Source organism: Actinomycetota bacterium (genome assembly GCA_030682655.1).
Taxonomy (GTDB): Bacteria; Actinomycetota; Coriobacteriia; order Anaerosomatales; family JAUXNU01; genus JAUXNU01.
Window position 1 is genome coordinate 1 of sequence record JAUXNU010000009.1, and the last position, 26,177, is coordinate 26,177.

The 26,177-nt window shown below is 62.0% G+C and carries 21 protein-coding genes; 10 read left to right on the forward strand and 11 right to left on the reverse strand.

The window, feature by feature from the left end:
* The first annotated feature begins 379 nt into the window (after positions 1–379).
* The 3 genes from Q8K99_00335 (at position 380) to Q8K99_00345 (ending at position 3,421) form a co-directional block, all read left to right on the forward strand.
* Entirely contained in the window at positions 380–583 is a 204-nt protein-coding gene (locus tag Q8K99_00335; protein MDP2181002.1) for a hypothetical protein, read from the forward strand.
* Positions 580–2,151 carry a recombinase family protein gene (locus tag Q8K99_00340; protein MDP2181003.1) on the forward strand — a complete coding sequence of 524 codons (1,572 nt, stop codon included), beginning with the start codon at positions 580–582 and terminating at the stop codon, positions 2,149–2,151. Before Q8K99_00335 ends, Q8K99_00340 begins: the two co-directional genes overlap by 4 nt.
* A 262-nt stretch (positions 2,152–2,413) precedes the next feature.
* Positions 2,414–3,421, forward strand: a complete 1,008-nt coding sequence (locus Q8K99_00345) for a cyanophycin synthetase (protein ID MDP2181004.1) — start codon at positions 2,414–2,416, stop codon at positions 3,419–3,421.
* Between the two features lie 869 nt (positions 3,422–4,290).
* Here the strand turns inward: Q8K99_00345 and Q8K99_00350 are convergent.
* Both Q8K99_00350 and Q8K99_00355 read right to left on the reverse strand, forming a co-directional pair.
* A complete protein-coding gene (locus Q8K99_00350) occupies positions 4,291–8,532 on the reverse strand; it encodes an RHS repeat-associated core domain-containing protein (protein ID MDP2181005.1) in 4,242 nt (1,413 codons plus the stop codon).
* Positions 8,532–9,083: a hypothetical protein gene (locus Q8K99_00355; protein ID MDP2181006.1), complete on the reverse strand. Its 552-nt coding sequence runs from the start codon at positions 9,081–9,083 to the stop codon at positions 8,532–8,534. The genes Q8K99_00350 and Q8K99_00355 overlap by 1 nt, the downstream gene beginning before the upstream one ends.
* A gap of 270 nt (positions 9,084–9,353) precedes the next feature.
* On the opposite strand from Q8K99_00355, the gene Q8K99_00360 reads away from it, so the two are divergent.
* Both Q8K99_00360 and Q8K99_00365 read left to right on the forward strand, forming a co-directional pair.
* Complete coding sequence (locus tag Q8K99_00360) at positions 9,354–10,250, forward strand: zincin-like metallopeptidase domain-containing protein (protein MDP2181007.1); 897 nt, start codon at positions 9,354–9,356, stop codon at positions 10,248–10,250.
* Between the two features lie 126 nt (positions 10,251–10,376).
* Entirely contained in the window at positions 10,377–11,594 is a 1,218-nt protein-coding gene (locus Q8K99_00365) for a type IV secretion system DNA-binding domain-containing protein (GenBank protein ID MDP2181008.1), read from the forward strand.
* 335 nt (positions 11,595–11,929) lie between these two features.
* Here the strand turns inward: Q8K99_00365 and Q8K99_00370 are convergent, their stop codons facing one another.
* The 8 genes from Q8K99_00370 to Q8K99_00405 all read right to left on the reverse strand — a co-directional run bounded on the left by Q8K99_00370 (position 11,930) and on the right by Q8K99_00405 (position 22,083).
* The gene (locus Q8K99_00370) at positions 11,930–12,661 is read right to left on the reverse strand and encodes a hypothetical protein (protein ID MDP2181009.1); all 732 of its coding nucleotides are present in this window, start codon (positions 12,659–12,661) and stop codon (positions 11,930–11,932) included.
* Positions 12,662–12,669: 8 nt separating this feature from the next.
* Entirely contained in the window at positions 12,670–13,767 is a 1,098-nt protein-coding gene (locus tag Q8K99_00375) for a hypothetical protein (GenBank protein MDP2181010.1), read from the reverse strand.
* A complete protein-coding gene (locus Q8K99_00380; GenBank protein MDP2181011.1) occupies positions 13,764–16,028 on the reverse strand; it encodes a sensor histidine kinase in 2,265 nt (754 codons plus the stop codon). The genes Q8K99_00375 and Q8K99_00380 overlap by 4 nt, the downstream gene beginning before the upstream one ends.
* Positions 16,025–17,410 (reverse strand): class I SAM-dependent methyltransferase, encoded by a 1,386-nt coding sequence (locus Q8K99_00385; protein MDP2181012.1) that lies wholly within the window; start codon positions 17,408–17,410, stop codon positions 16,025–16,027. Before Q8K99_00385 ends, Q8K99_00380 begins: the two co-directional genes overlap by 4 nt.
* Positions 17,411–17,625: 215 nt before the next feature.
* Positions 17,626–18,603 carry a replication-relaxation family protein gene (locus Q8K99_00390; protein ID MDP2181013.1) on the reverse strand — a complete coding sequence of 326 codons (978 nt, stop codon included), beginning with the start codon at positions 18,601–18,603 and terminating at the stop codon, positions 17,626–17,628.
* Between the two features lie 7 nt (positions 18,604–18,610).
* Positions 18,611–20,314 (reverse strand): DUF87 domain-containing protein, encoded by a 1,704-nt coding sequence (locus Q8K99_00395; protein MDP2181014.1) that lies wholly within the window; start codon positions 20,312–20,314, stop codon positions 18,611–18,613.
* Entirely contained in the window at positions 20,304–20,948 is a 645-nt protein-coding gene (locus Q8K99_00400) for a hypothetical protein (GenBank protein MDP2181015.1), read from the reverse strand. The genes Q8K99_00395 and Q8K99_00400 overlap by 11 nt, the downstream gene beginning before the upstream one ends.
* Positions 20,941–22,083, reverse strand: a complete 1,143-nt coding sequence (locus tag Q8K99_00405) for a hypothetical protein (protein MDP2181016.1) — start codon at positions 22,081–22,083, stop codon at positions 20,941–20,943. The genes Q8K99_00400 and Q8K99_00405 overlap by 8 nt, the downstream gene beginning before the upstream one ends.
* A 179-nt stretch (positions 22,084–22,262) precedes the next feature.
* On the opposite strand from Q8K99_00405, the gene Q8K99_00410 reads away from it, so the two are divergent.
* The gene (locus Q8K99_00410; GenBank protein ID MDP2181017.1) at positions 22,263–22,529 is read left to right on the forward strand and encodes a hypothetical protein; all 267 of its coding nucleotides are present in this window, start codon (positions 22,263–22,265) and stop codon (positions 22,527–22,529) included.
* Positions 22,530–23,218: 689 nt separating this feature from the next.
* Here Q8K99_00410 and Q8K99_00415 read toward each other — a convergent pair.
* Positions 23,219–23,809, reverse strand: coding sequence for a malonic semialdehyde reductase (locus Q8K99_00415; protein ID MDP2181018.1), 591 nt, complete (start codon positions 23,807–23,809; stop codon positions 23,219–23,221).
* Between the two features lie 88 nt (positions 23,810–23,897).
* Here Q8K99_00415 and rutB point away from each other — a divergent pair, with 88 nt between their 5' ends.
* The 4 genes from rutB to Q8K99_00435 all read left to right on the forward strand — a co-directional run.
* Positions 23,898–24,602 carry a pyrimidine utilization protein B gene (gene rutB / locus Q8K99_00420; protein MDP2181019.1) on the forward strand — a complete coding sequence of 235 codons (705 nt, stop codon included), beginning with the start codon at positions 23,898–23,900 and terminating at the stop codon, positions 24,600–24,602.
* Between the two features lie 13 nt (positions 24,603–24,615).
* On the forward strand, positions 24,616–25,005 hold the full coding sequence (gene rutC / locus Q8K99_00425; protein MDP2181020.1) for a pyrimidine utilization protein C: 390 nt from the start codon (positions 24,616–24,618) through the stop codon (positions 25,003–25,005).
* Positions 25,002–25,826, forward strand: coding sequence for a pyrimidine utilization protein D (gene rutD / locus Q8K99_00430; GenBank protein ID MDP2181021.1), 825 nt, complete (start codon positions 25,002–25,004; stop codon positions 25,824–25,826). Before rutC ends, rutD begins: the two co-directional genes overlap by 4 nt.
* Positions 25,827–25,837: 11 nt before the next feature.
* The coding region (locus Q8K99_00435) for an LLM class flavin-dependent oxidoreductase (protein ID MDP2181022.1) at positions 25,838–26,177 on the forward strand (340 nt) is incomplete at its 3' end.

Below are 26,177 nucleotides of genomic sequence, written 5' to 3' on the forward strand. Positions count from 1 at the left end.
CGGGCGCTAACCGGACAGATCGGCCGGCCTGCTGCGCTGGTTGATGGCTGCGCAGACCGGCCTCTTGCTAACCCCACCAACCCCAGCTCAGATCACCAGAGGACTCTCGTTATGGCTGGATGAGAAACGGGGGTCACGTCAACAGACACGCGACCGTCCGGAGTTCGGACCGCCAGGGACGTTGAGGACTTCAGGACATCGTAGAGGGCTTCGACAAGCGTTCCGTCCTCGCAGATGCGCGAGACGATGGGCGTGGGCTTCGCGGTGGCCATGACACCAGTCTGGGTCCTGGCCCCCCGCCGTCGTAGAGGGCACTTCATGCTGACGGCGCTTCAGGTGCCCCCTGGCCCGGAAGCCGCGTGGACGGCAGGCTTTCCGAATGGAAAGCGACCGCAAGCCGGGTGATCTGATCCTCGACCGCTACCTGCCGAACGCCACACCGGAGGCACGCGAGGAGGCGCGGGAGGTGCTTCGCAAACACGCTCTCTTGCTCATCCGCTGGGGCGAGCGAGCACTGTTTGAACGAGCCGCCAATTCGCCAGAATCCGCTAGGCGCCGTAAAATCGATGAACCGTCTCTATGAAGGCATACTTCGCCTACACCCGCGTCTCGACAGTGAAGCAGGGCGAGCGCGGCTCATCACTTCAGGAGCAGAAAAGCGCCATCGAAGCGTATGCCTCTCGGCACGGCCTTCTCATTGCGGACTGGTTCGAGGAGATGGAGACCGCCGCCAAGATCGGACGGCGGATGTTCAACCGGATGCTCGCTGAGCTTGGCAAGGGCCAAGCCGCCGGGGTCATTATCCACAAGATCGACCGCAGCGCCCGCAACCTCAAAGACTGGGCGCATCTAGGCGAGCTGATCGACCAGGGCGTCGAGGTCCACTTCGCCCACGAAAGCATCGACCTCGCCTCGCGCGGCGGCCGGCTTTCGGCCGACATCCAAGCGGTCGTATCCGCCGACTATATCCGCAACCTCAAACAGGAGGTCCGCAAGGGCTTCTACGGACGCCTCAAGCAGGGCTTCTACCCCCTCCCAGCCCCTGCAGGCTACCTCGACCGGGGAAAGGCCAAGGCCAAGGAAATCTGCCCGCTGAGGGGGCCGCTCGTTCGAGAGGCGTTCGAGCGCTACAGCACGGGGCGCTACACGCTCGACACCTTGCGCGCCGAAATGCACGCGCGCGGCCTCGTCGGACGGACCGGACGCGGGTTCTCCAAGAACGGCATCTCGTGGATACTCCGCAACCCCTTCTACATGGGCATCATTCGCATCGCGCGAACCGGCGAGACGTTTGAGGGCTGCCATCAGCCGCTTGTAACCAAAGCATTGTTCGAGCGAGTCCAAGGCATCCTGTCGGGACGACTGAGCGAAGCGGTGGAGCGCCATGATTTTGTGTTCCGCCGGCTGATCCGCTGCGACGGTTGCGGTCGGTCGCTCGTCGGCGAACGCCAGAAGGGCCACGTCTACTATCGTTGCCATATGCCCACCTGTCGCGGCACCTCACTTCGCGGAACGAATATCGAGCAGAGCGTCAGGGAGCTTCTGGCATTGCTGGCGTTCGATGAGGCTGAACTAAAGGAGCTGCGCGACCTGGCTGCCGATGCAATGGCCTCTGAGGTCGATGAGGCGGCGACGAGGCGCGATCAGCTCCACATGGCCGTGGGCAGGTGCAACGACCGCCTCACGCGCCTTACAGACGCGTTCCTCGACGCCACGATAGACAAGGAGACATTCGAGCACCGGAAGGCGGCGCTGCTTGTCGAAAAGCGCGGTCTCCTCGACGCCTTGGAGAGCCCGAACACCAAGGGGCCAGCCTCCGACCTCCTCGAAAAGCTCGAACTCGGCCAAACGGCTTACCTGCGGTTCGATTCTGGGTTTGCGCCGGAAAAGCGCGATGCGGTTCAGGATGCGACCTCGAACCTTGTCGCACAGGGAAAAACGCTAGGCTTTGCCTTGCGATTTCCGTTCGACGAGATCGCCAAATGGCGAATTTCTCACTGCGGTGGACCGTTTCGAGTCGAAACTCGAAAGGAGGGCACTTTATTCGTGCCCTGCATACCAACAGGAACTCGACGCACGGGCACGCTCAACGCGATGAAGTTGTATCAAAAACTCGTGGCAAGCGTACCCAAGGACGCGAAGGTTGCTTGATCAAAATTTCCAGAGAACTCAGGCTGGGGGTCTATGGAAACAAACCACCTACCCGGCCATCGGCCCGGCGACCTCATCATTGATCGCTACATTCCGAACGCCACGTCCGAACAACGAGAAGAGGCCCGAGAGGCGCTTCGCAAGCACGCACTTCTTCTCATTCGCTGGGGTGAGCGGGTCTTAGACGAAAGTGGTGTGTCGGGAAATCGACCCTGCACAAAAGACCGAGGCCGACACCGAAACGCGATGATAGGATACCCAGATGGCAAAGCTTCAACGGGTACCGCTTCTCGCGGAACTATTCGCGGAAATAGCCCCGAGGATTGGGGCGACGCTACTCGTCGAACCAAACTGGGGAATCGCGGGGCAAATCTCCTTCCCGTCGGGCCGAAAGCGGTATTTTCGCTTCTCTAGCATTGACCTGAATTCGCTTGGGTCGTCCGAGGTTGCGAAGGACAAGGACTACGCAAACTTTTTCATGCGCTCGATGGGGTACGAGACGATCCCCGGCGATACGTTCTACTCGCCGGCGTGGGGCCAAGCGATCGGCGTGGAGAAGGGTTTTGACGAAGCCTACATCTATGCCCGAGAGCTCGGCTTTCCCGTCATGGTCAAACCCAATAGCGGGAGCCAGGGTCGCAACGTCGTCGTTGCAGGTAACAAACGCGAACTGCGTTCCGCGCTGAAGGCGGCATTCACGGGCGATCGGGTAGCACTCGTTCAAAAGGTCATCGCCGGCCGCGACTATCGGATCGTCGTGCTCGATAACGACGTGATTTCTGCCTACGAACGCATCCCTCTCAATGTCGTCGGAGACGGCAAGCTTTCGATCAACGAGCTGATGGAAGCAAAGCAGCGGCTGTTCGTAGCGACAGGTCGAGACACGGTCCTAAAGATGGACGACCCTCGCATTGATAAGAAGATCGGCAGGTACGGCATGTCTCGGACGTCCGTCCCTCAAAAGGGGGAGACAGTCTACCTCCTCGACAATGCCAACCTGTCTTCCGGTGGCGATGCGGTGGATGTTACGTCTGGTATACACCCTTCAGTCGCGGCGTTGGCAGTAAGACTTACCAAGGACATGGGCTTACGCTTGTGCGGCGTAGACCTCCTGACTCCAGGGCCTCTAGACGCTCCGCTCAGCAGCTATTCGATCATCGAGATCAATGCCGCCCCCGGTCTCGACCACTACGCCCAAGTCGGCTCAGATCAGAAGGCGATCGTCGAAGCCATGTACCTTCGCGTGCTCCAAAGCATGGATCGCGACTAGTGAGGTCTCGATTCCATTCCTGAACTTGGAAGGACGAACGAGACCTAGTTATCCGATGGCGGCCCAGAATTTGGATAAGGGCGTCAAGGGGTCCCTTTATTCGATGTGCACCGTTTCGAGCCGAACCTCGAAAGGAGGGCATTCTATTCGTCCCAAGCGGCACCGGACACCCGAGGGTCAAGGGCGCACTGCTTGACCAACTCCTTGAAGCCCTGAAGCAATAGACAAGCAGTTCGATTCCGGTCCGGTGCACCGCGTCAGATCGTACCTCGGATAATGGGGGTGCTTGAGGCGGAACAGGAATCGAGTGCCCCCATCTAGCTCGCGGACACCGCTCCACCGCATCGACCGTTCAACGCGGGTTCTGTCCTGTCGAGGTAGCGGAGTCTGGAGGCCTCTCGCAGAGCAGTGATCAGCTCCGTTATTATTCACTTAGCTTATTACAGCACTTGTCGCCACAAATATATAATCTCGCAGGCATGAATTCTGTACCGGTGAATTCTGATAGTACCTTTTGGACAAGAGAACGTCAGCAACGTCCGTTCCGATAGGAAGGCTGTCGTATCTTATAGCAAATCCTTGAATCTCTACGGCTTTCCCGTTTAGCTTTGTAAGGTCTCGCTGAGACTGACCTGTTGAATTTATGACGCTGACGCATCGCTCTTGCTCGATCGTTGTGTAAGGATCGTATCCTCGTCGGTGAGGAAAAATCATCCACTCTCCGCCAGTCCACAACCAACCTTCTAGTTGGGTTGTGTCAGCGTTGAGCACTAGCTCGAAGTCTGGGTCGGGGACGCTGGCGCAAGCTGCCAAGGCAGCGCCGATAATCGTGCCGCATACAAATCTTTTTGTCTGCCGTTTGGCCCGATCTATCGACGACGACATCCGCCTCCTCCTCCTACTGGACGCGATGGGGCTGAACCCAACAATGTGATTGGTGCCGACCCACGGGCCGCACCCCTCCTCAGGACCCACGCCCCACCATCGTGCAATCCATACACGCTCCAACTCTGCGCGGAATCATAGTCTCCGGCTGCCGGCCAAGCAGCCGCCCATCTGGGGTGCGTGTGTATGAGAGCCAGTATGGTGGAGGGCATGGCAAAGCCTGGGCGGGGCACATTGGTGCCGAGTTCATTGCCGCAAGAGTCTCTAATAAATTCGGCTCGCGTTGGCACGAAAATGATCTGTCCACTTGCGGTTACCACCCAAAGCTGCTCGCGCGGGGCGGGGAGGTTGAAATTTAGGCGGACGTCAGCCAGTCGATTGGCCCTGCTGGCAGTTACTACAACCTCGTCTAGCTCAGCGGCACCGCCACCTTGACCGTCTCCTCCGGCCGAAGGCTGCCCTCCTGCGCCCTCGTCTAGATCGACCATGCAGGTCCCGTAGCCCACTTCATAGTATACGTTGTATGTAATGCCCCCGTACGTTTCTGTGATCCTGTCTATGCTAACAATGCAGCGATATTCTCTGGGAACCAACCCGGACGGATCCGCCCAGTTAACCGGATCCGCTCCCACATAGGCATACAGGTTCGAACCAGCCCCATAACCGATTGGATCAGTCTGTAGGAACCGCCCAGTCTGCGGGAGATAAGTCCGAGCTCGATAGTGGTAAGCCCCGGCTTCAGGCAGCCAAGCTTGGCCGGTGTACTGGAAACGGCCGGCATTGCCGGAGGCCGGGACACCGTATTCGTCATAGCGGTTAATGCTGGAGACCACACCGGTTGAGTTCGTCAGGGCCACCACCGAGCTCCGCTCGTCGGCCAGCAACCAGTCGCGGGTGGTCACGCCCGCGCCGGTATAGGCGGTCACAACACCGTCCAATCCGAGGCCTGGCACATAGCGGCGAGCCACCGCGCCCGACGCGTCATATTCCGTAACCAATTGCTGGCCTGCGTACTGGTAGCGAGTTGTCGTAGAGGAGACGGCGCTGGATGCCAGGCGGCTGAGCGGATCGAATACGAAGGCCGCAGCGGGTCCCCCGGAAGGAGTCGCCGCATTGAGGTTGTTGGCGGCGTCATAGCCATAGGTGTTGCCGAGGACTCCGGTGACGTTCTGGTTGGCGTCATAGGTCACTGAGGCTCCACCCGCCGTAGTGATCTGGTTCAGACCATTCAGCGTATAGGAAGTTCCACCGGTAGCGGGGGTCCAGACATAGTCGTCATTGCTGACTGTGCGTTCTACGATCTGGCCAGCGGGGTTGTAGCTATAGAGTATGCTCAAATCCTCGCCGGTACCGCTAGCGTCATGGGACAGTAGCTCCAAACGCGCCCAGTCATCGTAGTCAAAGCTGCTGGACGCCCCCGAGCCCCCGTTGCGGGTTACCCCGGTCAACTGACCAAGGTTATTATAGGCATAGGCCGCCAGAGCCACGGCTGCCGCGGGCGGTACATGCTGATCAATGCCAGCGACTGCGCCAGTCAGATCGTAAGCGTATTCGGCTTGGAAGCCATCAGGCCATTCGATTCGCATCAACCGGCCCGCGGGGTCATGGGTAAAGAGCATTGACCCCAAACCGGTCGTTCCCTGGCTTACAGGACGCGAAAGGGCGTCGTAAGCCGTGTTGACCGTGATCGATGATGGCACGGTGCTGATCGAAGTCTGCCGGCCCAGATTGTCGAAAGCGGCGGTCGACCCCGGCGTACCCGACGGCGGACCGACGTCTATAAGCCGGCCGAGGAGATCCCAAGTGTAGCTTGTAGTCCCGCCCGCCCTATCCCGACTGCTCGTTGGCTGGCCAGCAGCATTCCAAGTCCACGTCGCATAGTCGGTGGTTGAGGTTCCGCCCCCTGTGGAGTTGGGATAGCGCAACTTTATCAGCCGGTCGAAGGCGTCGTATTCCATAATGGACACATTACCTTGGCCATCAGTGAGGGATGCCGTCAGACCATTGGCGGTATAGGTCACACTCTCTGTCATGGAATCCGCCGTCCCGTAAGCCGAGGTCGACGTCAGAACTCGTCCGACAGCGTCATACGTACGCTGGGCGATGCGGTCTGGCCCGAACCCACCTGTCGAGGCCGCAGTGCAGGCAGAGGTCGGCAGCGACGAATAGCTGGCTGGGTTCATTCTAGTAGCAGTGCAGGACGGCCGGCCGGCGGTGTCATATGTCACGGACTGCACACCCGAGACTGCGCCGCCGGCCGAGAGCTGTCGCGCCTCTACCGGCCGGAAGAACTGCGCGGCGTCATAGGTGGTCTGGCTCTTCAGCAGAGGCGAAAAATTAGCCCAAGTCCCCCCTGAGGCTGTGCCGATCTCGGTCAGCGTGACTTGGCCTCGGCTGTTGTAAGTCAGGCGCTGGGCGCGGTTCAGCAGCGCGCCGCCACCATCGGGGTCGGGGCCGATAACGCCGATGAGCTGACGAGCATCATCGCGGATGAACGTGACCGTATCCGCCGTGCCCGACAGGGGGCCGTCCGCACTCGCGACGTCGCCGTCGGCTGTCCAGGTCGTGGCTGTGACGGCCATGGTAGGTATTGTGCCAGAGCCTTGGCCGATTGAGAGCGGAAGCAGGTTATTGGCTGATCCTGTGCCGGGATATGAGATGGTTGTCAGGATCTCATTGTCCGCGCCGTCGCAGCTGGTGCCGGTGGAGCAGGCAGACACCTCGATCGGCAAGACGATGGCCGAGCCGTTGACGAAGGTCGAGGTGCCATTGTGATAGCGGGCCTGAAAGTCATCGTAGGTGAAACGGGTCTGGGGCCGCGGTGCGCCGCTGGTTGGGGCAGGGGCCGTGACGCTGACTAGCTGGCCGGTGGTTTCATCCCAGTCGTAGTCGGTGACGGCGCCAAGCGCATCGGTAGTAGAAAGCGGTCGATTGCAGGTAGCGGGAGTGATGGGTGAAACAGTGCAGTCGGCCGGGTATGTTGTGGAGGCCGTGATGGCAGCAATGGTGTTGCCCTTCGAGGTCCAAGTTGTGCCGGTGAGATTGCTACGGGCTCCGTAGGTATAGCTGGCGTAGTCGCCCTCGGGCTGGGTCACACGGGTGACGCGCAGATCGGAATCGTATTGGTACGACCAAGTGTTGGATAGCGCATCGGTCGCCGATGTCAGGCGGCCGGTGGTCATGTCGACTACCGCTGTCAGAGACTGGCCGAGAGGTCCGGCGACGGAAGTGGTCTGGTTCGTTCCGCTGGTCGAATAGCCATAGGTCCAGGCGCCCGAGGCGTCGGTAACGGCGTTGACGCGGAAGTCGGGCGAGGCGTTGTAGGCGACGGCGACATCATCCGCCGTTGCGCCGGGATAGCGGACGGTGGCGAGCTGGGTGTTGCTGTAGCTGTAGGTAGTGACCCGGCTTGATTGGTCAGTCGCTGTGAGCGGTGGTTCCGCGCTGTCATAGCTGACGCTCGGCCAGGTTTCGGTGAAGCTGGTGCAACTGTCCGCTGAGGCATCACACCAGTCGACCGCCAGGTTGATGCCGCGGACATTGGCAACCCGCCAGTACGCTGCATTCTGGGGGTCGTCCGACCCATAGGCATATTTGATCATATAGCCGCGATTGGTCGTTACGGCAGAAATACGAAACACGGGTCGCCAGTCGACGCAGCGGCCGCCCATGTACTCGAAGCACTTTTGCCTCTCTTGATAGGTGTAGGTGATAACCGACCCGTCCGTGGAGGTGACGCTAGTCGGCAAGCCGCCAGTCGCACCGTACGGATTGTCGTCTGGAGATAGCGCGGGAATGTCAAAGATGGTGACATTTCCGTAGCGATCCGTGATCGTGGTGGAGCCGACGTCCATAATTACTGTCGAGCCGTTATCGTACTTGGAGACCCAGGTCAGGCCCGTCGCAGTGTCGGGAACGAACAACTCGGAGATCGGCCCTACGCTAACGATCATCTCGCCCGGTTGGAAACTGATTCCACCGATCAGAGAATCGCGCCAACCGTTGTTGGTCCAAATCCGACCATAAGCTAGGCCACCCGCGCCGGGCTGGCCGATGACCACCTCGGTCGTGCCAAAGTTGAAGCTCCCGGTGACAAGATCCACTCCGCGAGGATCAAGTGTGTAGTGATCGGGTGGAATCGGCTGCTGCTGGGCCGATACGGCGGTGGCCAAGGCTGCAAACGACAGGCCAGCGAGCAAGCCTGCAATCACGTTAAGTCGCCGCATTAGAAACACCCCCCGCCGGTTACAGTCCCTGACCAGCGGGTCACGCCACCGCTCTTCACCTCAAAGGTCCCGTCGCTGTTTAGGAACAGCTCGGCCCCGGCGTAGGAGCCAGTATTGCTCTGCCAAAGGATGGTCCCGGCCACATCGCGGACGACGAGATTGCCGTTGGTCTCCATCCGCGCATACAGCGAACGACCCGTGCCAGTGCAGCTGTGCTGGACCACACCTGAGGGACCGGTCACCACCAGATCGCCGCTCGGCTGCAAGGTCAGAGTGTAAGAGCCGTTGGCGATCGACTGGGTCGGCACCAGGCTCTCGCCGCTCAAGAGCTTGCCAGCGACTGTGGGGCCTGTCGTCGCATAGGCGTCGCGGGCCGTGCGATTGTCGGCGTCATCCAGTGCATAGCTGGCGTAGGCTCCCGACGTCGGCCTCGCCGTAGTCGCGGCGATGAGCCGTCCGTTTGCATCATAGAGATAGGTCTGGGCGTCTTGCGCCAAGACTGGGGAAGCGAGCGCTGCCAGCGCTGAAACCCATTTGAGTAGTGACCGCATGATACCGCTCCCCCTCAGATTGCATCGTTCGCCCAATAGGCGAGGGAGTCAATATGGCAGAGCTATGCGTCGTTTTCGGTCGTAGCCTCTGGGCCCCTGCGTGGTTCTGGGCAGGAGGCCTCTGCGAGCTTCATGCGCCTTACGCATAGAGTGCCCCCTGTCGCCAAGCGCGACCGCCGCGGATGATGTCCGCAGAGCTGTCCCGACTTCCTTCGCGCCGGAGAGTGCCGTGTTCGCACGGCCTTCCCCGGCACGAAGGAGGGCCACATCATGGACAGCACCGTTCATTCACACAGCACCAGCAGCGTCTACGAGACCATCACGGACTCGATCATCCTCGCGATCGAGCAGGGAGCCAGCGACTTTGTCATGCCCTGGCATGGAGGAGGTGCGGCGGTTGGGAAGCCAACCAATGCCCTCACGGGGGCAACCTACCGGGGCATCAATGTCGTGGCGCTCTGGGCCGAAGCCTGCGTCCGAGGCTACGGCTCCGGACATTGGGCGACTTATCGACAATGGGCGACCCTCGGAGCCCAGGTCAGGCGCGGCGAGCAGGCATCCACCATCGTCTTCTACAAGAAGCTCGAAGCCAACGAGCCGGAAGAAGGCGAGGACGTGAACGGGCGTCTCGTCGCCAGAGCGTCGCCCGTGTTCAACGCCGAACAGGTCGACGGATGGGCGCTCGATTTGCCGCTCCAGACCTCGCTTGTAAGGCGCATCAATGCCGTTGAGCAGTCTGTAGCTCAGATCGGGGCAGAGATCCGAGAAGGTGGCTCGGTCGCCGCCTACATCCCGTCCGAGGATTACATTCGGATGCCGGCGACCGCGAAATTCGTTGGCACGCCCACCAGCACGCCAACGGAGTCCTACTACGGCACGCTTCTGCATGAGCTCACGCATTGGACGGGAGCGCCCCACCGTCTGGATCGCACATTCGGCAAGCGCTTCGGCGACGACGCCTATGCGATGGAGGAGCTCGTGGCGGAGCTCGGGGCGGCGTTCCTCTGCGCCGACTTCTCGATCTCGAACGAGCCCCGGCCCGATCACGCCGCATACCTCTCAGGTTGGCTCTCCATCCTCGATACCGACAAGCGAGCCATCTTTGGTGCAGCTCGTCTGGCAAGCGAAGCGGCGACCTACCTGCGGGTAGGAGCCGCGCCCTACTGACCCTCAGCCCCGACCCCGGTCGGGGCTGATTATTAATCGCTCACGTCCGACAGCTCGGGACCGGCCAGATGCGCGCTCCATAAAGTGCCCTCGGGCCAAGCCGAGGCCTAGGCGCACACTACTTGAATGCCAAGCGACCCGAGAGACGCAGTCTCATACTTCGGCCGAACCAACTTCCATCGCCGGGGCCTACGTTTCGGCATACGGCAAACCGACCGGCTGTCGCATGTGTACGTGATCGGCAAGACGGGCGTCGGCAAATCGACGCTCCTTGAGGTGCTCGCGCGACAAGACTTGGCGGCGGGACGCGGGTTCGCCCTTATCGACCCGCACGGGGACTTGGCGGAGCGCCTTCGCGATGAGGCGCGTCCAGTCCTAGGGGAGCAGCTCAACTATCTGGACGCTGCCGATCCAACCCAGCCCCTCGGCTACAATCCGCTGCGCCGGGTCCGTGACGATAAAATTCCGCTCGCAGCCTCGGGCTTTCTCGACGCCCTGAAGAAGCTGTGGCCGGACGCATGGGGAGTGCGCATGGAGCATGTGCTTCGCAACAGCCTCTATGCGCTTCTGGAGCGGGACGGATCGACGCTTACCGATATTCTCCGGCTCTATTCCGACGAGACTTTTCGCAAACAGGTTGTCGCCAGCATACGCAACACCGTTGTCCGGCGCTTCTGGACCCATGAATTCGCCCTGTATCCCGACCGCCTTCGCGCCGAGGCGTGCGCGCCCATTCAGAACAAGCTGGGCGCGCTCCTGACCGATCCGCGCCTCTATCGCGTCTTGGTCGCGCCCGAGCGCGACATTCATTTCCGCAGGACCATGGACGAAGGCGGGGCGCTCGTCGTGAACCTGGCCAAGGGACGGCTCGGCGAGGATGGTGCGGCCCTCTTGGGCGGCTTCATCGCCTCGACCATAGGGCTTGCGGCACTAAGCCGGGCCGAAACGCCGGCCGAGGCCCGCCGGCCGTTCTTTCTCTACATCGACGAGTTCCAGAGCTTCACCACGCTTGCGTTCGTGAACATGCTCACGGAGATGCGCAAATACGGCGTGGGCCTGACACTGGCACATCAGCACCTGCACCAGCTTGAGCCGGATATCCGACACGCCGTCCTGGGCAACGTCGGCACCGTGATCTCATTTCGCGTCGGAGCGCAGGACGCCGAAGTGATGGCGAGGGAGTTTCAGCCGACGTTTGGCGTCCTCGACCTGATCAGCCTCGCCAATCGCGACCTCTATGTGAAGGTGATGATCGACGGCACGCCGAGCCCGCCATTCAGCGGACGCACGACCCCTGTCGTCAGGTTTCCATCAGCTGCGAAACGTCCGGCTAGAGAACACTGACACCAACGGCCGCCGTTGTGATGGCCAGAGTTGATCCGCCAGCGCAGCCTTTAGGAACGAATGAGTTTGGATAAGGCATTGAGGGTCGCGAGATGATCGTCTATCGCCGCGGTCCGCTGATCGACGGCGGCCTGATCGCCCCCGACGCGGTAGGCATAGCGACGATCCACCTTCAGAAATTCGCGGAGAGCTTCAACGCGAGAGGTCAAGCTGGCGGACTGGTCTGTCACGGGAAGGCTCCGGTTCTGGTTTGCCAGTGCCTGCGAACGGCGGCGTCCCGCAATACTAGCTTGCTTCCATCCTTGCACGATGTCGCCGCAAATCTTCGGACTGCGCTACACCGCGATTGGCGACGCGTACCAATGGCGAGACTGATAGCAGTTCGCGGGCTCCGGCGCATTGAGGTAAGCGAGCCGATGGGCCGCTCCGGTTAGAAAGTCGCTCGCACCCCTGAGGCCGGTGAACGCCGCGTGGACCTCAGTAGCCGAATGTTGGCCAACCAAATGATCGGCGCAAATTTGGATCATCGCTGCGAAGACATCCATCTGAGCTGACGGCAGTCGAACGTTAGCCAGGATAGTGCCCATCCTTGAAACCAAGTTGAGATCGAGATGAAACTGATCCTTCACCGCTTGGCCGAGATCGAGCTTGGCACCTATCTGAGCGTGGAAGACCGGATGGGCGAAGCGCGCCTCATCCATATCGTAGTGGGCCCCGTAGACTTGTTCGAGGTCGGGGCCGCGACGCTTAAAATAGGCGACGTTAGTGCCGTAGCTCTGGGTCTTCAACGGGGCCGCACCAGCGAAGTCGCCCTCGAACACGAGCCAGCCCTCGACCACAACGTATAGGTCCGAGCGACCGCGGTTGGCACGTTCAGGCACATTGAACACCACAGGCCCGACGTTCAGTTTGACGACATCGTCGGGGGCGTCCCGATCGACACGGAAGACATCGTAGCCGTTTTCCGGTCGGACAACGGCCCCCTGCTCCATCTGGCGCATGCCGAGAAGAGCCTTGTTCCATGCAATGTGGACTCTGTTTTGAACACGGTGTGCGTCTGGGTTCATGCGGCGTCTCAAAGACCCATCAGTGGAGCGAGTTCGTCATAGAAGTCTCGCTCCACCCGCGTAAGCAGGGCCCCTTGAGGGATCCAGCTACTGGATGGAACGGAACAATCACCCCGCTCGCAAACCGGTCGCTTCATGAAGGGGCACCAAAATCCACCCTTTACACCCCCGCATCGACCGCAATCGTGATTGGCTAATTTGCGGGCCAGAAGGGTCTCGACAACGGCGCGATTGAAATCGGCGAAACCCTCGAAGTTGTCGGGGTCCGGGCCTGCACCGAGCCCTTCTACGGTGGCGTCTACGTCTTCGCGCCAGAAGAAGCGGCCGACCCCGGAAAAGGGCCCGTCGTAGCGGGCGTCAGCGAACACACCCGCCAACGCATCAGCTTCCGCCATGGAGGTCGCGCAATAGGCGGTGAGGGCTTGATCACTCAGCAGGGGACCGGGAAACCTTAGGATCGAGTTCGCGAGAACATGTCCCAACAAGTAGCTCATCAACTTCTGCATGGCATGCAGGTCGTGGTCTTCCTCGACGCTCAAAGTCCGCAACCTCTCAATGAGGCCCGCGTTGGCCGCGCCCAAGCGTGACATGTAAAGTGCAAACTGGCTTTCCAGATGCGGCCGGTTGAGCAAGGCGGCCAACACCCCGGCTAGGCTTCGCTTCTCCCTTAACAGTTCGGGCTGCTGCTGGAGGCCTGCGGCAAGCGCACGAAATCCAAAATAAATCGCCGCAATGAAGGTCGCGCCTTCCTCGTCATTCGGCGGGACTTTCAGGGCAAAGAGATTGGGCTCTTTGGGCAACGATTCTCGGTGCCCTCTTGAGAAATCGCCAACCGGCACCGCAGCCATCTGGCTCCAGGCCACGATACTGACGCCGAACAGACCTCGAAGCCCCTTGGAGGTCAGGTCGTAGTCCGTGACAACGAAAACCGTGTTGTCGTTGATGCGGGCCTTGAACGATGCTTCAGGATCCTCATCGACCGTCGCCGGCATCCACGTCTGGATATCGACCGGCTCATCCCCGAGCCTTTCGCGAAGCTTGGCGCTGAGACCTTCAAGGAGCTGTTCATTGTCGTCGATCAAGAGAATGGACGGAAGGTCGGTCATCCGGCGGAGCGCTCCGAGCTGATGGGGAGACGTACGCGAATGCAAGTGGCGAAATTGGGCGGCGGAGGCGTCAGCTCCGCCTTTCCGCCGAAGGCTTCCGCCCCACGTCGAACGAGTGCGAGACCCAAGCCCATTCCAGACCCCAAGGGATCGTTGCGCGACGCCGTGGTTGTAAACAGCGGATCGAAGACCCGACTCTGCAGCGGGCCCGGGATGCCAACTCCGGTGTCGGATACTTCGAGATAGTGCCAGCGGCCCTCATTCCAACTGCGGAAGGCAATGACGCCGCGCTCGACGCTCGTCTTGCCGGTCACGGCCTTCAGGGCGTTGGTGTAGAGGTTGAGCGCGATCCCATCATACAGAGATGCAGGGACAAGGGGTGCCATGAGGTCCGGCTCAGCGCTGATCTCAACGTCGATGTTGCGTTCCTCCGCATAGCGCCCGAAGATCCGCTTCACCCGCTGCAACCGAGGACGTACGGGATAGGCGACCAAAGGCGCGACCTTGGTGCCTTGAATATACCCCGACGAGTATTTGACGAACTCGTTGAGGCTCGCGATGTGAACCGCAAAACTCTCGACGGCGGGCTGAAAACGGGGATTGTCTTTCGCCAACGCAATCAGTTCCTGCTGGGTCGATTCCAGCTCCTGGATCGCCACGCCGAACTCGTGGGTCATGAAGCCCGCGACCACGCCGAGCAGACTCATGACTTCAAGCTGACGTTCGCGTTCTCGTGACGTCTCTTCCTGGACGTCCGCGCGCTTCTGTTGATCCGCCAGGACGGCGACGATGCGATCCTTCGTAGGCCTCGCGATGTTCGGATCGGCGCGAATCTCCCGGATCGCCGTCTGGGTATCTCGCTTGAGACTGGCCGCCAGCTCGTCGCGCAGTCGCTGGTCTTCCTCTTGCTGTAGTTTCCGGTCGGCGAACGCGATCGCCTCGACAGCCCCTCGGACCACGTCGGTGAACTCCTCGAAGGTGCTGTTCTCGACGAAGCCTTCACGGTCGGCGGAAGCGATCAGTCCGCGGTCCTCCTGATCCTCGTCCTGCTCGGCCAGTTCGGCATTCCGCTTGCCCTGAACCTGAACAAGACCAATGAGCTGGGCTGACTGCGGCAGGCGGATCATCCAGTTTTCCGACGGGGCCGCCCTGACCTCCTTCGACATGGGGAAATGTTTGACTGAGACCGACGATCTGGGATCGCGACGGTTGCGAGCGGTGTCCGCCTGCAACGCGAGCCAATCGTCCTTAGCGCCACCATAAGGCTGGACACGAAAATTCCGGTCGAACACCGCTACGCCGGCGTTGGCGACGATCCAGCTGTAGGCATGACGTCCGTCAACCGGCAGGCCCGAGAAGGCACCCTCGCGGCGGGGGAAGAAACGGATGTCGGCGTAGACGTTCCCTATCCCGTTGGGATAGGTGTCAACCAACTTCAAATAGGGTGAGCGGCTACCCCGACGGTACACCCGCAGATCGAGTTGATCGCCCTTCAGATCCAGGACAGCCCTCAGGCTGTAGGCGTCGAGTATTTCGCCCGCCACATCCTCCGCGATTTCGTCTGCGCCCTGGATGTTCAGGCTGAAGCCCGGGTCATGCGCTGACGCATCAATACCGCCTTCGACTTCCTCTCCGGTCGCCTCCCGAAACAACGAGCGGAGCGGCGTCAGGATGTTGATGGAGCCTGTGCGCACCTTTTTCAGATCTAGGCGGCGCGCTTCGGAGCGAATCTTGGTGATCATGAGCGAGGTACCGAGCGGCGTGTCGTCCCCGACCCGCTCGACCGTATAGGGAACCTTCACCAGACCGAGGTCTGCATGCTGATCGAACTTTGGCCAGTCGAACGTCGCCACAAGGCGGGTCCGAAACCCGCGTTCAGCATCGTCCGCCACGCTCGCCAAGGCGAGCGCTCGGCCCAAGAAGCGGACCGCAAATCGTCCAATGCCTTTTTCGCCGGTGATCAGGCGGTAGTATCGATCTGTCAGGCGTACGCCCTCCTTGGCGCTTGTCCCAATCCGCATCCAACCGTCACGGAACTGACTGAACGACATGCCAAGACCATTGTCGGCGACGACAAGGGTTTGGCTCGGACTATAGGTGACCGTGCACTCCGTGGCGTCGGCGTCGTAGGCGTTCTTGATCAGTTCGACGATGGCGACTTCAGGCTGTTTGACGAGCCTTTCACCCAGCTCGCGCAGCACCCGGCTCTCGATCGTAAAGCCCAAGGTCCCTTTGTCTACGATGTCCTGATCTGTGCTCATGATCCGCCAAGGCCCCCGTCTCCGAAAGCGTCGAGCAGGAGAGCGTTGATCTGATTTATCTCGATCTTCCTCAACCCATTGGAGTGGGCCACGATCCGATCTCGAATATTCAAGCCGCCAAGCCCTGCCGCCACGGCTTGGGCTCGCGCCGAGTCGAGATTGTAGATGCCGCAAACACCGCCTACGGCGCGGGCCTTGACGGCGTTGATGATGGCCTTGGGATAGTCATCGCGGAAACTCTGCGCCATCAAGACGTCGGGCACCGGCGGCATATTGAACCGCCACCACACATCCCGCTCGAGACACGTTGCGGTCTGGTAGGCCGCCTCGGGCACGTTATTCAGATAGGCGGCGAGATTGCGCGTGGGCGCACGGTCCGTGCGTATGAGCCAACATTTCTGGCCCGCATTGCGGAAGTGGGTTCGAAACGCCGGTCCGTCCAGTTCCCGGACTTCCCCAGGCACGCCGCGCAAGGTGGTCACGCAAGGCACAACGTCCGAAGCAATCTCAAGACCAAACCGCACGCGCTCCGCCTCGGTCAGGGTCAGAACCTTTTGGGTGCCGGGACTCAAGCCGCGCATGGCGCGTGGCTCGGCGGCTCCGATATCGGCCCGTCGGCGGTAGGGTATGACGCCAGAAGTTGACCCACTTTCTGACAGCATCTCCGCCCACACGCCGTCACATGTCTCCTCGAAAAATTTCCAGCTTCCGGCAGACGTCGACTTGTCGATGATGGTGATTGACGAGGTTGTCAGCACGCTGTCGAAGGTCGTGTCGATAAGGCGATAGACCCGGACACCCCAGCCTTGGCTTCGGATGTAGTCCCTCAAGTCCTTCACCGACGGTCGAGATACCCATTCGTAGGGGATGACCACGGCCACCAGTCCGTCCGGCTTGCAGCTGATCAAAGACAGCAGAAAAAAATACTGCCAAGCGTTGGCCAAGCCTGAAAGCGTAAGGCCTGCCCGGCTCTTGAGGACTTGGGACGCAAGGGCGCGCCAGCCCGTAGGGAGGTCCTGGTTCCGGACGAAGGGCGGATTCCCGATGCATACGTCCGCGTCCTCAAGGACTTCGCGGAAAGCGCATTGATTGATGAGCTTTGCATTGGGTGGCAACGTCGCCCCGAGACAGCGATCTGCGTCGACCTCGTAGCCGATATATTCGTCGTAGTTGCCGTACCGGGCGAAACGGCCATCGCCGGCGCCGAAGTCCAGCACCTTGCCGACATGAGGTCGGGCTTCATGCACATGCGCCCACGCCGCCCTGACCAACGCGTCAGGCGTATCGACCTGACAGCGGTCGAGATACAGAGAAACCGCCTCCCAAGCTCCCCAGTCACTCGTGAGCTGCGCAACCTGTCTCAAGGTCGCCCGACTTTGCACGACAGCGTACTCATGACGACAGAGCCCCTCCGCACATTTCCTAGCCCAAGCGGCCGAGCGGTCAACCCAAGGGTAGCGGGTGGCTTACCGCGCGGCAATGACGTGCCTGGCCCATTGTCAGCCAGGATAGTCGAACTTGTCCGCTGTCAGGGGTGCCGCATCCGGATTGTCCACGCGGCCGAGGGGTCGCTGGCGCAGGCGGTAGACGGACCTCGCTACGGAAGGAGCAGCGTGGCGTTGCCGAAAGAATCCGAAAACACTGCTGTGGTCGGCTCGCGACCGTAGTCGGATGCTCCAAATAGGAATGCGCCGCCGGGTATTTGGATCCTATTCAGAACATGAGCCTCCGCTGCTGAGCGCATTGCTTCGGCGCGGGCTTCCGTGGTTGTGAGGAAGAGAGTGCGAGCGTTGGGAAGGCCGAACCGTTCCTTGTGCAGGCTCCGCCGCCAACTCTCTGCATATGCGAGAAGCTTACGCAGGACGGTGGCGCGATAGAGAAAACCCTCGCTCTCTCGGCCTCGCGCCGTTGGCACGATGGTCATGCCACCGCGATCAATCTCCAGGAACAAGAAGGATTCAACGGCCGAGCCGTCGGTCCTCGTGACGCGAAGGCCGAAAATCCCGTCCGGCATCACCTGGACCTCGGTTCGCCCCATGCTCCAGGACACCGGCACGGCCCAGCGACCCGGAAATGGCGCTCGCCGGGTTGTCTCGGGCGCGCCGACAAGGATCTCATCAAACGCCATCAGGCACACGCCCTGCCGCTCCCGACACGCCAACTCCAGATCCACCATGAATCGCGTGACGGCGAGGGTGTGGTCCAGATTTTCGCGAGTGAAGGCTCGATTGCGTGAGCGCCAGTCGGCTGAGCCGGTCGGTACCCCGAACCGTTCGGCAACGACGCGTGCGCCTGCGTTATCGAGCCCGTAAACAAGCGCCTGCGTCGGCCCCTCGCGGAACCGGTCGATCTGGGCGATGGGCCGATCGAGGAACTGATTGCGGTAGAGCCAGGTGAGACGCCGCGACAGTCGATCCCGGCTCCGGTGGACGAAGAGCCGATAGAGATCGTCCGCGCGCACGAAGCGGTGTCGATAGATGCAAAGCAGGATCGCGAAGTCGTCTTCGGTGAGGACGATCCGCGGAGCTCCGCCCTCGCGTCGAAACCGGGGATAGGATTTACGAACCGTCCCCACGGCCTCCCTAACTCGCCTCGGTCCAGAAGGCGTTGCCGTCAGTAGTCTGGGGCGCGACGACGCCCATGGCCTTCGTCCGATCCGAAATCTCAGCATCGGCATCGGCCATGACCGACAGATAGGGGCTGCCAGTACGCGTGCGATTCAGGAAGCGATTGACGCCATCGTTCGACGCCAGGGCGGGTTTGATCTCAGGGGTGCGGATGCGCACCGGAGGCTTCCCCCGGCGTCGGACGATGGCCGCGCGGTTCGGCAATTCGCGCAGTTTGATGATGGCCAGATGGGTCGCCTCTTCCAGGGAGTGGACGGCTGTCGGCATGGTGACGCGCACGGGTTTCAAGGTCTGGGAGCGGCCGGATGTACGCCCTCCGCCTTGGCTGGTGCTTTCGCTGGAACTGGAACCCCAGCCCTCCGATGAGCCCCCGCTCGACCCCGCCGAAGACGACCGACCGGTGACATTGCCCTGAAGATCATAGGTCTCGCCGAGACCGTCCGAGCCGCCTGAGGTCGAGCCGTACTGGTAGCTATCGCCCGTTGTTCTGCTCGTTCCCCAAGTCTCGCTCTCGCTCTCCGATTCCAGCCAGAACGGCACTTCGTCGACCACGACCGGCTTGTCGAGAACATGTTTGGGCTGCTCCAGATTGAAGCTGGTGCGCAGCACCTCGCGCGCCATGATCGCGGCGTCGTCGTCCGTCAGTCCGCCGAACACGATCTTGGTCTGACCGCCCGCCATGACGCCGTTGTAGATGGCCTCCGAGCGGTCCCGCAGTTGGCCGAGCCTCTGGTGAGAGAGCACCAGATGAAGGCCGAATTTGCGGGTCTGGTCGAGCATCCGCTCGATATCGCTCGTGAGGTAGTCGTAGCACTCGTCGATATAGAGTGTGAACGGACGCCGGCGCGCCGTGGCCTCGTCGCGGCGCACCGCCTGAAGAAAGAGCTCGCTGGTCAGCAGCGTTCCCAGCAGGCGTCCGTTGTCCGCCGACAGAACGCCCTTGGGGGCCAGGTTGACGATGACGATTTCGCCCGCGTCCATTACGGCTCGCAGATCAAGCGCGCGGTCTCGCTGACCGACGATGCGGCGTACGACCGGCGAACTCAGGACTTCCAGCAGCCGGTTATTGGTACTCGAAAACTGCTCGTAGAATTCCCGGCGCGAGAGGGCGTCGAAGTCGCGCCAGACGGCATTGAAGACCGGGTCGGGCAAATCGGCGATCAGGGACCGCCGAAGATCGGATTCACTGGAGGTCAGGATCGGGGCCTCGGCCAGTGTGAGATTGCGAATGGCGAGGGTGTAGAAAACGGCCCTCAGACATTTCTTGAGCAGCGGCGTCGCGTTCGTGTTCTCCCCACCCCAGACCTGGGCGCAGGCCGCGACCATGGCGTCCACCCGCACCGCCGTTTCGGTTTGGCCATCCAGTCGGAGAGGATTGAACCCAGCGCACCAGTCCAGATTCCCCGGCTCGATGACGTGTATCTTGCGATACTGATCAAGACCCCGGCTCGCGCACCATGCCGCCGTCGCTTCGGCAAGTGTGCCGTGCGGATCAATCAGGCAGAGGCCCCGACCCGCGAGAATGTCCTGCCGAATCATCGACTCGACGAGTTTGGACTTTCCCGTCCCGCTCGCGCCCACGATATGAACGTGACGCGACCTTTCTTCGTCGGTGAGGACGAGTCGTTTCCGGCGGGTCCGGCCCAGCTCAAGAGTCATGGTTCAGGCGGTCGTAGAGGTCGGCCACCTTATTGGCCTTGAGCATCCGAACCATATCGACGTGGCGGCGCTCGTCCTCCGAAAGCTGAGCCTCGCCTCCAGCGCGCTCCAAAAGATGCGCGATATACCCGTCAAGGGCGCTCTCGATTTCCCTGACCTCCGACAGCGCCGCCTCAAGCTGCGCCCTCGTAGTCCGGTCGGCAGTCGCGGCCGGAGCCTTGTCCAGATCATCGCTGGCCTTCCTGGCCGCCTTCAGTTCGTATTCGAGGCGCGCGAGTTCCAGATCCTCGCGCTTGGCGTTCAGTCTTGCTCGGCGCTGGATCGTGTCCAGTTCCTCATCGACCTCGGCGGCGGCGATGTCGCGAATCTTGTCGATACGCGACAGGCGGCCTTCCCAACGGGCATGGGTCTCCATCAGCCGGCCCTTGAGCTCCACCTGCCCACGGAGCACTTCGAGGTGGCGGCTGATAGCCTCCTCAACTGCCGTGTAGGAATCGAGTTGGCGCTCATCCCAGGAGTTCTTGATGAGGGCGAGAAGCGGAATACCGAGCGGGGCCGACGGGAACCGCTGCGCCGGTAGCGGCGGCAACACCTGCCCTTGAATGACCGCGCGGCTCTTTGGGGTGTCAGTCATCCTTGGTGCTCCGCTTTCTCAGGGCCTCGACACGAGCTGCCGCAGTTTGATGTTCCAGAACGGCTTTGAGCAAGTCCGCCTCAGCCTTGCCGAGATCATAGTCCCGTTCGGCTTGCGCCCGCTGGGTGGCCCGTCTCTCCGCTTCAGCGACGCGGTTCGCCGCTTCGGCGTTGAGCTGCGCGTGGTGCGCCTTCAACAGATCGGTCGCTTCTTTCAGTTGCTGCTCGCGAACGCTCTGTTCTACAGCGTTCGCCCCTTGAAGACCCAGCGAGGCTCTCACCGCGTTGACATCGACCCGTTGGCCTGAGGCAATCGCGTCTTGGACCGCCGTCTGCGCCGGGTGCGGTGTTAGCCCGTACCAAGCCCTAAGGATCGGAATCCGAGCCGACCACAAGGCCCAGACCGCACCCACCGCCAACAGCAGCTTGAACCAACCGAATGCGGTCTCGGCAGCCCGCTGCGACTCTTGGCGCTGGTTCTCTCGTTCGACCGCACGGGCGACCCCGGCATTTTGCTGGGCTTGATACTGAGCTTGTCGCGTCGCTTGCGCTTGGGCTTCACGCTCGGTGGCCTGGGCCGCAGCAGCCGCTTCCTTCTGTCGGTCGAACTCAACGTCGATGACTTCGCCCCACGTATGAAATACCCCGCCGACGAATTTCTCAGCGCGAACGAGCGGTCGCGTCGTCGCGTCGGACGGCGTCGACCCGCTGATTTCAATCCAACCCACGCTGTGCCCGTCCTCCCCGGACATGCCGTTAAGAATGACGCATTCATTCCAAGCTCGTCTCAGCCCTTCGTCGAGCAGGAAGCTTAGGATCGCCATGTCGCGGTAGGCGAAGCCCGGCTTTGAAAGCGTGATCCGGACACCCCGCTGGTCTGTTATCGCGATCCGCTCGTCCAGCGACCCATCGGGGTTGCGTTCAGTCGGACAGGTGACCTCGTAACGAACCGATCCGACCTCGTCGGCAACGCGCGAAGCGGACGCCACCTCCACGCTGGGTCGCCCGGAGGTGGTGGCGCGACCGTTCATTCCCCAGCCAATCGCAAGCGTTGATGACTCCTGGGCGGCGGCGTCGCCGCCCGCCGCCGCCAGCAGAATCGCAGCCGCGAAGGTCAAGAGGCGACGAAGGGTCATTCAGGAACACCTCAGGATAATCCTCAATACAACCACCAAGCCCCGGCTTCGTCGAGCCGTGTTCCACAAGATCAGAAGACCCCGACACCTCACCTAACATACTGAAATGATTGATAATTTATACAACCTGTGGTAAGCTCTGCGGCGGAGCCCTTCAACAATTCCGCTAGGAGCCAAGCATGGGGATCGTTTTCCTCGACGAACACGACTGCGTTCGCTTTGACCCGTCGCCGGCGGGAGAAACCGCCCGCCGCGCCGAAATCAACCGCGGCATTCTTAAACTCACGACGATCGCGGCCGACCTCGTCGTGGCAGTCGAACGTGCCAGCAAGCTCGCCGGTGCGGTTCCCCAAAGGAACCTAGCGGACGATTTCGCCACCCTCTCGCTGATCCGGCGACAGGTCTTCGATCGCGCCGAACGGCGCGAACAGGCGTCGCCAAGTTAGGCGACTGGCCTCGACTACCGGGCGCTGCTTTCCCAAGCAGCGCCCATTTTGTGTGAAAGCCGAGCCCCGCCTTCGCGGGCAAGGCTTACGGAGGGCGTCACTGACGCCCCACGCCGTAGGCGTCAAAGTCATCCGTGGCCCGACACGGAGGAGTATACCCCCGCAACCGTCGGCACCGCTGTCCGCCCAAGAAGCGCGGCGCATCTGCGCCGTGATGATTGGCTGCGGCAGCGTGTGAGCGAAGCGCCCGACTTCGAGCGTTTTGGGGTGAGCGGCATTGTCGAAGACCCGCGAACCCCCGAAGCCAGCGCGGCATCTGCGCGCTGGCGGAGCCGTAACGGTGGCGTATGTGCCTGGACTAGCCACGGTGGAGGAAAACGGTCGAAGTCGGGCGGGACGCCCGACGGTTGCGGGGGCATTTTTCCATTGCAACGCAATGGCTTCTTACCGCTCGAAAGAGCGGCGGCCCCGCCTATTCATGATTGGCGGGGCAATTGGCGTGTTGATCCGCCGGCACGGCCAGATCGGCGCGAAACTGGCCCGATTTACACACTTGCTTACACATACACAGAATGTGTCGCATATTATCTTTTTTGATCAATATCTTATGTCCATCACTCTCCCACTACGAATCTGAGGGTCGGACGTTCGAATCGTTCCGGGCGCGCCATTTTCTTCAAACCGCCCCTTCACAGGATCGCGCAGGCCTCACCGAAGGTCGGGCGCGGGTTGCGGGGGTGCAGGTTCTCGTCCGTGCCGTAGCCGATGTTGCAGATGAAATTGGTCCGCCATGGCGTGCCGGAGAAGAATTCCTCGTCCACGCCGGCGGCCTTGAACCCCGACATCGGGCCGCAATCCAGCCCCAGGGATCGCGCCGCCAGCATCAGATAGGCGCCCTGCAGGGAACCGTTGCGCAGGGCGGTTTCCCGGGCGACGGCGGGATCGGCGAACCAGCCGACGGCGCCGGGGTTCTGCGGATAGAGCTCTGGCAGCCGCACGGCGAAATTCAGGTCGTAGCCGATGACGACATTGACCGGCGCCTGCAGCGTCTTGGCCCGGTTGCCCGAGGACATGAAGGGCGACAGCCGCTGTTTGGCCGCCTCGCTGGTCAGGAACAGGAAGCGCCCCGGGCAGCAGTTTCCGGAGGTCGGTCCCCATTTGGCCAGGTCATAGACCTCGCGGATCAAGGCCTCCGACACCGCTTCCGGCGACCAGCCGTTGCGCGTGCGCGCGGTCAGGAACAGTTGGTCCAGCGAGGCGTCGGGCAGGCGATCGGACATGGCGGCATCGGCTCCGCGCCCGGACAGTTTGGCGCCGCCGCAGCCTATGCCATGGTGACCGTCGATCAATCGCAGGATTTGCCGACGCATGGCCCCGGCCAACGACACCTTCCTTTTGCCCGCACGGCCCGAGCCCATTTCGCTCGCGGTCAGCCAGACGGCGGTGATCGTTATCGACATGCAGAACGCCTACGCCTCGCCCGGGGGCTATCTCGATCTGGCGGGGTTCGACATCTCCGGGGCACAGAGGGTCATCGACAACAGCCGCGGGGTGCTGGCGGTGGCGCGGCGCGCCGGCATGCCGGTGATCTATTTCCAGAACGGCTGGGACCCCGACTATGTCGAGGCGGGCGGGCCGGGGTCGCCGAACTGGCACAAGTCCAACGCCCTGAAGACCATGCGGGCGCGGCCGGAGCTGCAGGGCCAGCTTCTGGCGCGCGGCGGCTGGGACTATGAGATCGTCGATGGCCTGAAGCCCGAGCCGGGCGATATCGTCCTGCACAAGACGCGGTACAGCGGCTTCTTCAACTCGCAGCTGGACAGCGTGCTGCGGTCGCGCGGCGTCCGCAATCTGGTCTTCGTGGGCATCGCCACCAATGTCTGCGTGGAATCGACCCTTCGCGACGGCTTCTTCCTCGAATATTTCGGCATCGTACTGGAGGACGCCACCCATCAGGCGGGGCCGGAATTCGTGCAGCAGGCCGCCCTCTACAACATCGAAACCTTCTTCGGCTGGGTCTCCAGCGTCGCCGACTTCAAGGGCGTCGTCGGGCAGATCGCGCCGACCGCCTGACAGGAGACCGACCATGCCCAAGACCGTCATCACCCCGCCCGGCACCCAGACGCCGATTGCCCCCTTCTCGCCCGGCACGATGGCCGATGGGGTCGTCTATGTCTCGGGCACCCTGGCCTTCGACAAGGACAACAACGTCGCCCATGTCGGCGACGCCGAGGGCCAGACGCGCGCGGTGCTGGAGACCATCAAGTCGGTCATCGAGACCGCCGGCGGCACGATGGACGACGTCACGATGAACCACATCTTCCTCAAGGACTGGGCCGACTATGCGGCCATGAACAAGGTCTATGCGGAGTATTTCCCGGGCGAGAAGCCGGCGCGGTTCTGCATCGTCTGCGGTCTGGTGCGACCCGACTTCCTGGTCGAGATCGCCTCCATCGCCCACATCGGCAAGCGCTGATCTTGGTCACGACCGGTCGCGCAGACGGCGTCCATTTCGAGATTCACAGCTTCGGCCCGGATGACAGCCGGGACGTGGTGGTCTTGTCGGCCGGACTGGGCGGATCGGGCGCCTTCTTCGCCCCGCAGATGGCGGCCCTGACCGGGCGGTTCCGGGTCGTGCTCTATGACCATCGCGGCACGGGAGGCAGCGACCGCGACCTGCCGGCGTCCTATGCCGTCTCCGACATGGCGGGGGACCTCGCGAGCGTCATCGACGCGCTGGGCGAGAAGGCGGCGCACGTCGTCGGCCATGCGGCGGGCGGGCTGGCCGGCCTGCGGCTCGCGCTCGACCGCCCGTCGCAAGTGCGGAGTCTCACGGTCGTCAACGGCTGGAGCCGTCCCGATCGGCACATCGCCCGCTGCTTCCGGACCCGGGTCAGCCTGCTGAACGACAGTGGCCCCGAGGCCTATGTGCATGCGCAGCCGCTGTTCCTCTATCCGGCGGACTGGATCTCGGAGAATGCGACGCGGCTCGCGGAGGAGGAGATCCACCACCTCTCCGGCTTCCAGGGCCGGGACAATATGCTGGCCCGGATCAACGCCCTGCTGGCCTTCGATATCGACGACCGGCTGGCCGAGATCGCCTGCCCGGTGCTGGTCAGCGCCAGCGCTGACGACATGCTGGTTCCGTCGCTGTGCTCGCGGCGGCTGGCGGACCGGCTGCCGAACGCCGTGCTCGATATGGCGCCATGGGGCGGTCATGCCTTTACGGCGACGGTTCCGGATGCGTTCAATGCGACCCTGATCGCCTTTCTGTCCGGCGAGCCCCTGCCCTCCTGAAGGATCACCCCATGGAAGTCGGCGTCTTCATTCCCATCGGCAACAACGGCTGGCTGATCTCCGAAACGGCGCCGCAGTACATGCCGTCGTTCGAGCTGAACAAGAAGGTGACCCAGGCGGCGGACCGCTATGGCCTCGACTTCGCCCTGTCGATGATCAAGCTGCGCGGGTTCGGGGGGAAGACCCAATTCTGGGAGCACAACCTCGAGAGCTTCACCCTGATGGCCGGGCTGGCCGCCGTCACTGACCGGATCAAGCTGTTCGCCACCGCCGCCACCCTGACCATGCCGCCGGCGATCGTGGCGCGGATGGCCGCGACCTTCGACTCCATCGCGCCGGGCCGGTTCGGCA